9 protein-coding genes and 1 pseudogene are annotated in these 10928 nt (G+C 26.3%); 5 read left to right on the forward strand and 5 right to left on the reverse strand.

Features of this window, described 5'->3' with window-relative positions; genetic code table 11:
- Positions 1-583, reverse strand: a pseudogene (locus Q0J90_RS09380) (hypothetical protein); the annotation flags it as partial.
- Positions 574-1617, reverse strand: coding sequence for a DUF1385 domain-containing protein (locus Q0J90_RS09385; RefSeq protein WP_297277653.1), 1044 nt, complete (start codon positions 1615-1617; stop codon positions 574-576). The pseudogene Q0J90_RS09380 and the gene Q0J90_RS09385, both read right to left, overlap by 10 nt.
- A 123-nt stretch (positions 1618-1740) precedes the next feature.
- Here Q0J90_RS09385 and Q0J90_RS09390 point away from each other — a divergent pair, with 123 nt between their 5' ends.
- Complete coding sequence (locus Q0J90_RS09390; protein WP_297277654.1) at positions 1741-2151, forward strand: hypothetical protein; 411 nt, start codon at positions 1741-1743, stop codon at positions 2149-2151.
- A gap of 2 nt (positions 2152-2153) precedes the next feature.
- Here Q0J90_RS09390 and Q0J90_RS09395 read toward each other — a convergent pair whose 3' ends face one another.
- Both Q0J90_RS09395 and Q0J90_RS09400 read right to left on the reverse strand, forming a co-directional pair.
- A complete protein-coding gene (locus Q0J90_RS09395; protein ID WP_297277655.1) occupies positions 2154-3155 on the reverse strand; it encodes an NAD(P)H-dependent glycerol-3-phosphate dehydrogenase in 1002 nt (333 codons plus the stop codon).
- 180 nt (positions 3156-3335) lie between these two features.
- Positions 3336-3824: a TetR/AcrR family transcriptional regulator gene (locus tag Q0J90_RS09400; protein ID WP_297277656.1), complete on the reverse strand. Its 489-nt coding sequence runs from the start codon at positions 3822-3824 to the stop codon at positions 3336-3338.
- Between the two features lie 145 nt (positions 3825-3969).
- Here Q0J90_RS09400 and Q0J90_RS09405 point away from each other — a divergent pair, with 145 nt between their 5' ends.
- From Q0J90_RS09405 to Q0J90_RS09420, 4 genes are all read left to right on the forward strand, one after another.
- Positions 3970-4302: a PadR family transcriptional regulator gene (locus Q0J90_RS09405; protein ID WP_297277657.1), complete on the forward strand. Its 333-nt coding sequence runs from the start codon at positions 3970-3972 to the stop codon at positions 4300-4302.
- Positions 4303-4318: 16 nt separating this feature from the next.
- Positions 4319-5053, forward strand: a complete 735-nt coding sequence (locus Q0J90_RS09410) for a hypothetical protein (RefSeq protein WP_297277658.1) — start codon at positions 4319-4321, stop codon at positions 5051-5053.
- Between the two features lie 371 nt (positions 5054-5424).
- Complete coding sequence (locus tag Q0J90_RS09415) at positions 5425-6930, forward strand: TolC family protein (protein ID WP_297277659.1); 1506 nt, start codon at positions 5425-5427, stop codon at positions 6928-6930.
- A gap of 28 nt (positions 6931-6958) precedes the next feature.
- Positions 6959-10126: an efflux RND transporter permease subunit gene (locus Q0J90_RS09420; RefSeq protein ID WP_297277660.1), complete on the forward strand. Its 3168-nt coding sequence runs from the start codon at positions 6959-6961 to the stop codon at positions 10124-10126.
- A 2-nt stretch (positions 10127-10128) separates the two neighbouring features.
- Here the strand turns inward: Q0J90_RS09420 and Q0J90_RS09425 are convergent.
- Positions 10129-10928 (reverse strand): alpha-amylase family glycosyl hydrolase (locus tag Q0J90_RS09425; protein ID WP_297277661.1); only part of this gene is annotated, 800 nt, incomplete at its 5' end.

The raw sequence follows: 10928 nt of genomic DNA on the forward strand, positions 1-10928 counted from the left end.
ATTTAAATGAAAACTCTGTATCTATCAAATTGCTTATAGAAGTTTTTAATGATATTTTAGTATTATAGAAATTTGGTATTTCTAGATTTAGCTCGCCTACATTTTTCCTAAATTGAGAACGTATAAAATTATCATAAAAATCTAAGAAATCTTTTTCATCTTCCTTTATTATGAAATTTTGAGAATCTCCATCCAATATATTAAATGCATTGTATGAAAAATATCTTTTAAGCCCATATTTATATAATTTCCAAAATATTATATGATTATCATGAAATAAATATAAATATAAATTTTCAACCATATTGTTATTTATATCTATTGATTTAGGTATTTCTGAAAAATTACCAGTATAATATATTCCTTTATTATTTGTAACAGAAGTTATTGCTTTATCTAATACAGGGAGATCATTTCTGCTGTACGATTTATTTGGTACAACTTTATAGTTCATATATATAAAAAGAAATACAGATGTTACAAAAAATAAAATTACAGATGTTATTAAAATATACTTTTTTATATAACTTGCAGAATATTCATAATAATCATCTTTTTCTATAAGACGTTTCTTTATACGCATAGTTTTTCTTCTAAATTAGATTGTCCTTCGGTTTTATTAATATCATTTTTAACATCTTCTTCTGTTCTGTTTCCAACAGAATTATCTAATAGTTTACTTAATGCAAATAAGGCTACTTCTATTTCATCATCTTTTGGTCTTCTAGTAGTAATTTTTTGAAGCAATAGTCCAGGCAATATAGCAATTCTCATAAGAGGGAAATTGTAAAATTTGAATCCTAATTTTAATATCTCATAAGAAATACCTGAAACAATAGGAAGCAATATTATATTTATAGATAGTACTGTTAAATTTCCAACTATTTTTGGCGGTGTATAAGAAGCATATATATAAGTATATACAAAATAACTTGTAAACATATATAATAAAATTGAAACTGTTAATACTAGAAACATAAATGTAGTACCGCATCTAGGATGTATAGTAGTATATTCTCTAATATTACCAGTGTCTGGGTTAAGTCCATGTTCATAGGCATTTACAACCATATGCTCTGCGCCATGATATTCAAACACTCTTTTTATATCTTTGTAAAATGATATTATAAGAAGATATAAAACAAATATAGCTAATTTTATTCCGCCTCTAGCTAAATTAAATATAACAAAATTTTCTTTTTCATTTATACCTATAAGTGTTGTAATAAAATAAGGTAATGCTATAAAAAGTCCAACAGCAAATGCTAAAGACACCAACATACTTAAAGTCATTGCTATGCTATCATTTTTTTCAGATTTAGGTTTATTTTCTTTTTTTGCATCTTCTTCTTCAAGACCAGCTGTATTAGCAGAAAATACCAAAGTTTTATATCCTAATTTCATCATATCTATAAAATTAACAACACCTCTGAAAAAAGGCATTTTACTTAATTTATTTTTATTTTCTGGTATACTTTGCTTTATAAAATCAATTTGTTTATCAGGTTTTCTTACAGCAACAACATAATGACTTTTATTTCTAAGCATTATACCTTCTATAACAGCCTGTCCGCCTACTCCTTCTTTTATTCTATTTTCATCTAATTTTCTATTCATTCAATAAATATCCTCATATATTTAAATTTTAATATTAAAGTAGATATATAATATAATAAATATCATATTCTTTCAAGCATAAAAAAATCTTGAAATTGTTAAAAAATCATATATCATATATGCATGAAATTTTTATATATTATTTTATTTTTTATTAGTATTTCATTTATAGCATGTAAAACTCAAAATATACAAACAATATCATCTGTGGAATATCATAATAAAGAAGAAATAGCAGCAGTTAAAGTAATAAAATTAAAAGACAGAGCTGGTTATTATAAGAGTAAAAGTCCTTATTTTACATTTAATATTGATTTGAAAGAAAATGGATATGCTAATGTAGTATTAAAGGGATGGATGGTTTACAGAGGAGTGGTAAAAGTAGGAGATCCTTCATCTGAAGCAACAAAGTTTAGATTAGATATTGATAATATTACTCATGTTATATTGGAGTTTAAAGATATTAATAATGCAAAAGCTTCTATAGTATTAAAGGATGTTGTTCAGCAGTCTTTGGATATGACAAAAATATAATTTTAAAAGAATCCTTCACTTTTAGCATCTTTACTCATAAGTTCTGTTAACGTATCTTGTATATTGGCATTATTAAATAGTATATTATATATTGCTTCTGTTATAGGCATATAAATATTGTTTTTCTGTGCATACTCATAAGCTGCAGTAGTAGCATATACTCCTTCAGCAACCTGTCCATGATTTTCGGCTATTACATCCTGATATTTTTTTCCTTTAGCAAGTTCTCTTCCAAGCCTATTATTTCTGCTTAATCCGCTTGAACATGTAACTATTAAATCTCCTATACCGGAAAGTCCGTACATTGTATCTATTCTAGCTCCTTTGCTTAAGGCAAACCTTACTATTTCATGCAAACCTCTAGTTATTAGAGCAGCTTTAGTATTATCTCCAAGATGAAGCCCATCAACTATACCGCCTGCAATGGCTATAATATTTTTTAATGCCCCTCCTATTTCAACCCCTTTTTGATCCGTTGAATTGTATATTCTAAATTTTGGAGGAACAGTTAATGTATCTCTTACATATTCAGAAACACCTTTTTCTCCTCCTATAACAACGGCAGTTGGTATTCCTTTAGCAACTTCTTCAGCATGAGAAGGACCGGAAAGAGTAAGTATTGATAAATCTCCGGATATTATACTTCTAGCAACTTCACTCATAGTTTTACCGGTTTTTCTATCAAGACCTTTTGTAGCTGATACAAGTATTTGTTCATTGCTTATATATGGTTCTATATTTTCGCAGGCTTGAGAAAATGCAAATGACGGAGTTACTATTATAACTATTTCTTTATCATTTACAGCTTCTCCCACTTCTGTTGTAAATTCTATATTTTCATTTAATTGTATATTTTCTAAGTAATTATCATTTTCATGAGTTGTGCTTAATAATTTATAGCTTTGTTCACTATGCACCCATACTTTAACATTATGCTTTTCTGAAAATATGTTTGCAAGAGCAAGGCCCCATCCTCCAGCACCTATAATACCGATATTCGACATAAACCCCTCATTCTATTTTTATAAATTATAGTATATATAAAAAATAACTATTATCAAGTCAGAATTGTAAAAATATTATGTAAACTTATAAAATTACTATATAATTTTTATTTTAGTGATTTTTCTAATAAGATTCATATATTATTAAGTAAGTCTTCTTTTTTTATTTTATTATCATCTTTAACCCAGCAGAATATAACAGATACTAATGCTCCGGAAAAAAAATTGAGACATTATTTTTGTATTTTCAATATTGTCACATTTCATAGTTTCATCTAAATATTCAGTGAATATCTTATATAATGATGAGACAAATAATGATGTATTGTTATAATCTATTAAAGAAACATTAAAATAGTGTTTGTTATCATCAAAATAATTTATAACTTTCTCTAAAATTTTTCTGTAATTTTTTCTAAAGTCATATATTGAATTATCTTTTTTTAATTCTTTTACAATATCCTGCTTTATATCTTCTATTATAGAATTCAATAATTCTTCTTTATTATTAAAATGATCATAGAATGTAACTCTATTTATCATAGCATTATCGCATATTTCAGTTACGCTTATATCTTTTAAGGAATTTGTTTTTAAAAGTTCAAGCAATGATTCTTTTAAAAGTTTTTCAGTTTTTAGTATTCTCAAATCTTTTTTTTCATTTTTCATAAATAAAAACATATCTTATTAAAAAACATTATTAAAATAATATTACAATAAAAATAAAGTTTGTCAAAAAAAAATTGCTTTTTAATATTGATATATTGTGTATTACACAGTATAATATACTAAACAATATCTAAAGGATTTAATATTGAACTATGATGATATAGTATCCAATTTGATGCAGGAATTAAGAAGAGGAACATTGATAATAGTTGTGCTTAGTCAATTAAAAAAAGAAGAGTATGGATATAATTTGATAGCTAAATTAAAAGAACATGGTATTACTGTTGAAGCCAATACTTTATACCCTCTTTTGAGAAGATTGGAAAATCAAGGACTTTTAAAAAGTGAATGGAACACTAAAGAAGATAAGCCTAGAAAATATTATTTAATAACAGAAGATGGAAATAAATTTTTAAAAAAGGCTGTTAATCATTGGAAGGAATTTTCATCCAATATTAATAAAATTATTAATGAATAATATATTAGGAGTTTATATGAATGAAAATAAGAAAATAGAAGATATTATTGAAAGATATATTTATGCTGTTACAAAATCAATGCCCTATAAAATTAGAGAAGATGTTTCAAATGAAATAAGGACTTTAATTGATGATATAATTAAAGAAAGATTTTCTAACTCATCTTGTGAAATAAAAGACATTAAAAATATATTAATAGAAATTGGAAATCCTTATGAACTTGCTCATAAATATGATACTGATTACAATAAATGCTTAATAGGATATCCGTATTATATATATTATAAACTTATATTAAAAATTGTATTATCTTCAACATTTTTAGGTGTAATAGTTTCATCAATAATCAATATATTTATAAATAATGAATATTTGAATTTGATTAATATATCAAGCAATATTTGTACTTCAATGTTATTAGCATTTTCTTTTGTAACATTAATATTTTTATTTATTTCAAATAGAAATATTAATATTTCCAATTTTATAGACTTTGATAATCTTCCAAAACCTCCTAATGAAAAAGCAAATATATATAAATCAATTATTATAATAACAGCATCAATTATATTTTTATTACTTTTATTATTGTCGCCTGAAATATTTTCATTCAAGATAAAGAATGAATATTTAGAATTTTTTAATACTAATATTGTAAAGAGAAATTTTTTATTTCCTGTGATATTTATTTTTATGCTTGTATCAAGAGAAATTATAAAAATGTTTTCAAATACATTCAATAAAAAATAGCTGCATTGTTTATTGGAATTGATATAGTATCTGCTATTGCTGCTTCATTATGGCTTTTATCATATGATGTAATTAATATTGATTTTATAAATGCATTAATCAAATTAGAGACAGGAAATTCAATCGCTTTTAAAATATTTAGTAATTTTCAACCATTTTGTTTACTTTGTATATTATTTGCTTTATTGCTTGATAGTGTATATGTTTTAATAAAGTTAAAGAGAGATTAATAAAATATAAGTTTATATAAATAAAAAATAATTTACAAAAATATCAAAATGTAGTTTATCATACAATAGTAATTTTACTGTACTTGATATTATAATTAAAAACAATAAAATATATATAATATTTTTGCTAGGTGTTGTTAAGTGTCAAAGAAATTAATATATTTTATTGTTTTATATACACTTTTTTTGAATTCTATAATCTTTGCTCAAACTAATGAAACTATTATCCTTCCTTATACTCAGTATATGGAAAGAATAAAAAACTTAATACCGGAAATGAAATTAACAGCTTCTCAGGAAAGCAATGCAGCAAATAATTTAACAAAAGCAAAAAGTTCCGGAGATGTAAAATTTGATTTGCAGGCCGGTGCTATAGGAAAGCAAAGCCATTTTGATGAATACAGTTTTTTACCAACATCAGATTTTAATTATAATGGTTTTAGAATAGGAGCAGGATTCAGCGGACTTATACCCTACTCTGGAACCAGATGGTCTGTAGAAATAAAGCATGACAGTTTCTTTGGTGATTTTAATACAGGAGATATTATACTGCCTGTAGATACTCCTATTGGTACGATTAATGGAAAACTTCCTAATTTAGGTACTAATAATTTTAAATATTATTATCCTAGTATAAAAATACAAATAGCTCAGCCTATACTCAGAGATTTTTTTGGTAAACTTGATAGATACCCAATAAAAGATGCAGAGTATCAGCTTACTATAGCTAAATTAAAAAGAATAATAGATGATCAAAGCGTATTAACATCATATCAAAAAATGTACTATCAATGGATAATGTCAAGAAAATTAATAGCATTATATAATGAAATGATAAGAGAAGCCAGAAGCTTTGAAAATCAAGTTTATAAAAGATATAGAAGCGGTGTAATAGACAATGATTCTTATCAAAATGCAAGAAGACAAACTTTAAAATATATAGAAGCTAGGGATAAATCTGAATTAATGCTTAAAAAAGTTATTAGAAATATACAATTTTTTATACCGGAAGAAAATATAATACCTAATGAATATGATTGGAATCAGACATTAGAAACTTCTATAAATGCAGAAATAAACATAGTACCATTTTTAGAAAGTGCTCAGGGACAAATGGCTTATCAATTAAAATTAAGAAGCGAATATGCTATTTCTATAATGAAAAATAATGCCTTACCTGATTTATCTATGGTGGGAAGCGTATCATTATCTAGTTTAGATGACAGCGGATATTTTAAATCATTTTCTACTATGACTAATGTTGATTATTTTGTAGGGCTTATGTTCTCATATCCTATAGGCGGAAGAGATGCCAAAGCTAAAATGGAAGATGCTTATGCTGCTTTGAATGCTGTTACTGCTGATTTTGACAGAGTTAATAGAGATTTCGATGTACAGATTGGAACTTATTATGATGAGTTTGAGACTTATAAAAAAATGCTTGAGAATAAAAAATTGGAAGTTAATGCAATAGTTTCAAGAATAAATACGCAGAATGCAAAATTCAGACAAGGAAGACTTCCTACAGATGAAATAATCAATGCAAGACTGGATTTAGCACAGGCAAGAGCAGAACTTCTTAATTTGCAGTATTTGATAATAATCACTGTTATGGACTATAATTCTCTGGTACTGCTTAATAATTAGAATTAATATTTTTATTGGAATTGAAAATATGGATAGAATAATAGAACTATTTGCAAAAAACAGATTATTAGTTAATGTTATTATTTTAGTAACTTTAGCTGTAGGAATATACTCTTATCTTAATATAAAGAAAGAAGCTTTTCCATCAACTAACTTTGATGTTATGATAGTTCAGGTTATATATCCTGGTGCTTCTCCTGAAGATGTTGAGCAATATGCAATGATTCCAATAGAAGATGAGCTTCAGACTATAGCCGGTATTGATGAGTTTTATTCTATAATGATAGAAAATGCCGGAATACTCACTATAAGAATAGATATGAATCTCAAAGACTCGAGACCTGTTAAAGATGAAATATTTAGACGACTTCAGAATGCTCCTAATGTATCAAAAGATGTTGAAGAAATAAAAATTTTTGAAGCTAATGCAAACAGACTTCCTATATATAATTTAGGAATAAGATTCAAAAAAGGAATGGAAGGAAGCGATAAAGAACTTTATGATATATCCAAAAAAATTGAAAAAGAATTAAAATATGTAGACGGAGTTGCAAATATTGAAGTATATGGAAGAACAGATCCGGAAATTCAAATACTAGCAGACCCTAATAAATTAAGCGAGTATTATATTTCATTATCAGAAATTGTACAGGCATTATCTTTAAGAAATATACGTTCTACAAGCGGAAGTATGAAGCCGGATGAAAATGCTGATTTAGAAGAAAAGAATAAACTTCTTGTAACTACAGGACAATTTCAAAATCCATTATCTATTACAAATGTTATTATACGTTCTATATTCAATGGACAGCCAGTAAGAATTGGAGATGTAGCAAGAGTTGAAGAATTATTTGTTGATAAAAGCGTATATATGAGAGTTAATAGTCAGCATGGATATTCTGTAAATATCATAAAAAAAGAGGATGCTGATATATTAAAAACTATAGATAATGTTAATGCATACTTTGAAAACAATAAAGCATCTATACCAAACAATATAGAAATAGTTCCTATGGCTGATAACTCAAGAACAATTAATGACTTACTTAATGCGGTTTCTTCAAATATTATTACAGGATTCATAATAATATTTATAATACTTATAATATTTTTGGATTTTAAAAGTGCAATATTTACTTCTCTTGGAATGCTTATAGTTATTTCAGTTTCTCTAATTTATATGACATATTCAGGAATAACTTTTAATATAATTTCTTTAGGAGGAATTATAACAGTTTTAGGTATGATAGTTGACAACTCAATAGTAGTTTCAGAAAATATTTTTAATTATCATCAAAGAGGAATTAAAGGACTTAATGCTACAAAAAGTGCTGTAGGCGAAGTATTTATGCCTATGCTTGTTTCTACTCTCACAACAGTTGCATCTTTTGCTCCTATAATATTTGTTACTGGAACTATGGGAAGATTAATCAATCAATATCCTAGAGTTGTAATTGTAGCTTTAGTTGTGGGTATATTTCAGGCAGTTCTGCTTTTACCTAATAATTTAATAACAAAAGAAGAACTTACAGGAGAGCATAAAAGAAAAAGATTTAATTTCAAAAATCCTCTTGATTTTGATAAAGATAAATTATTCGATAAATTAAAAATACCTTTTGTTAAATTTTTAAGATTTACATTAAAATTTAGATATGCTGTATTAATATTTTTTATAGTTACATTGCTTATAACATTAGCTATAGCGAAAGTAATATTTGCAAAGTTTACTTTAGTTTACGATACCAGTGCTGATGTTATAGTTGTCAATATTGATACAGGAGTGGGAAGTTCTATATACAAAACCGAAAAATATCTTCAGCAGGTAGAAAATATTATTTATGAAACTATAAACACTAATGATATAATAGCAGTATACAGTTTATTAGGAAAGCAATTAGATAAAAATACTGTTGAAGTATCAGAAGAAATGGATAATCTTGCAGGTACTATGATATATTTAGTTCCTGCTAATAACAGAAAAAAAATAGCTTATGATATAGTTTATGATTTAAATCTAGCAATAGAAAAAAGCGGAATAAAAAATGAATTGGCATTAATAACAGTTAATACCAAACTTCCTATAAATCCGGGTAAAGCAGTTGATATAAAAGTAATAGGAAATGATACTGCTATGGTTAAAGAAGTAAAGAATAAAATGAAAGAACATCTTTTAAGTTTGGACGGTGTAATAAATTATGATGATGATGATAAAATAGGACAGGAAGAATTAAGAGTAATATTTGATTATGACAGAATGGCAGAACTTGGAGTTAATGTTGCTTATGCGGCAAGAGAATTAAGAGCGGCTTATGCAGGAATAGTAGCTACTTCAATTCAGCAGTTTGAAAATAAATTAGATTTTAGGGTGCGGCTAGATAAACAGTATACTTATGATACTAATGTGCTTAATAATCTTTATATACCAAATACATATTACAGACTCATACAATTAAAAGATATAGCTGACATATATATTACAAATAATCAGTCAAGCATAAGACATTATAACGGTAAAAAATCTATAACTATGACTGCAGATATTGAACAAGGGAAAAATACTGCTATACAAGTGACTTCTGAAATGCAGGATTATTTTAATTCAATATCAAAAGAATATCCAAATATAAGCGTAGAGTTTGCTGGTGAGGTAAAAGAAACTAGAGGCTCTATAATAGGTATTGCATGGGGATATGTTATTGCTTTAATTGCCATATATGTAATACTTCTTCTTCAATTTAATAAATTCGTTCAGCCTTTCATGATTTTAGGTATTATACCATTTGGAATAATAGGAGTTATACTTGGATTTGCAGCACATAGAATGCCTATGTCATTTGTTGGTGCCGTTGGTATAGTTGGGCTTGCAGGTGTAGTTGTAAATAATGGTATTATAATGGTGGACTTGATAAACAGAATACTTGAACAAGGAAATATACATACAAAAGAAGATGTGCTTAATGCAGTAGTTGAAGGTGCAGGAGACAGATTCAGAGCAATATTTTTAACAACAGTTACTACAATATTTGGACTTCTTCCTACAGTTTATGGTATAGGAGGACGTGCTGATTTGATAGTACCTATGGTTATGGCTATGGCTTACGGACTTTTATTTGCTGCCCTTTTGACATTGGTACTTTTGCCTTCTCTATTTATGATATCAGCCGATTTAAAATTGATAAAGATAAAATATAATTAATTTTAATTATGATATAAAACTATAGATTCATAAGGTTTTAATTTTATAATATTATCAATAACTATATTATCATAATTTGAAATAAGACGCTTTGAATTTTTTATATCAAAATCAATATTGCTTAAATCTATAGTGCATTCATTTCCGTAAAAATTATTTATGACTAAAAGTTTTTCATTATTATATTCTCTTATGAAAGCAAATACATTTTTATCATCTTTTAATATAGGTATAGTTTTACCTTCTGAAATAACTTTATAATCTTTTCTTAATTTGATTAATTTTTTATAATGATTAAATATAGAGTTTTCATCTTTAATATTATTTTCTGCATTGATTTCTTTATAATTATAAATAACTTCTATCCAAGGCTCAGCACTTGAAAATCCTGCATTCTCTTTGTCATTCCATTGCATAGGAGTTCTTGAATTATCTCTTGATCTGCTTTGAAGTATTTTATATATTTCTTTTTCTTCTATGCCATTATTTTTAAGTATATTAAAATAGTTTATAGACTCGACATCTTTGTATTGATTAATATTGTTAAAATAAGCATTAGTCATACCTATTTCTTCACCTTGATAAATATAAGGAGTACCTCTCAAACAATGCATAACCGCAGCAAGCATTTTAGCAGATTCTTTATGATATTTTTTGTCATCTCCGAATCTTGATACTATTCTAGGCTGATCATGATTGCACCAAAATAAAGCTGACCATGCATTATTATCCTGCATTCCTTCCTGCCAAGTAAATAAAAGATTTTTTAATTCCTGAAAATCAAAATCCATTAACTGCCATT

Origin of the sequence: uncultured Brachyspira sp. (assembly GCF_944390595.1) — a bacterium.
Lineage (GTDB): Bacteria > Spirochaetota > Brachyspiria > Brachyspirales > Brachyspiraceae > Brachyspira.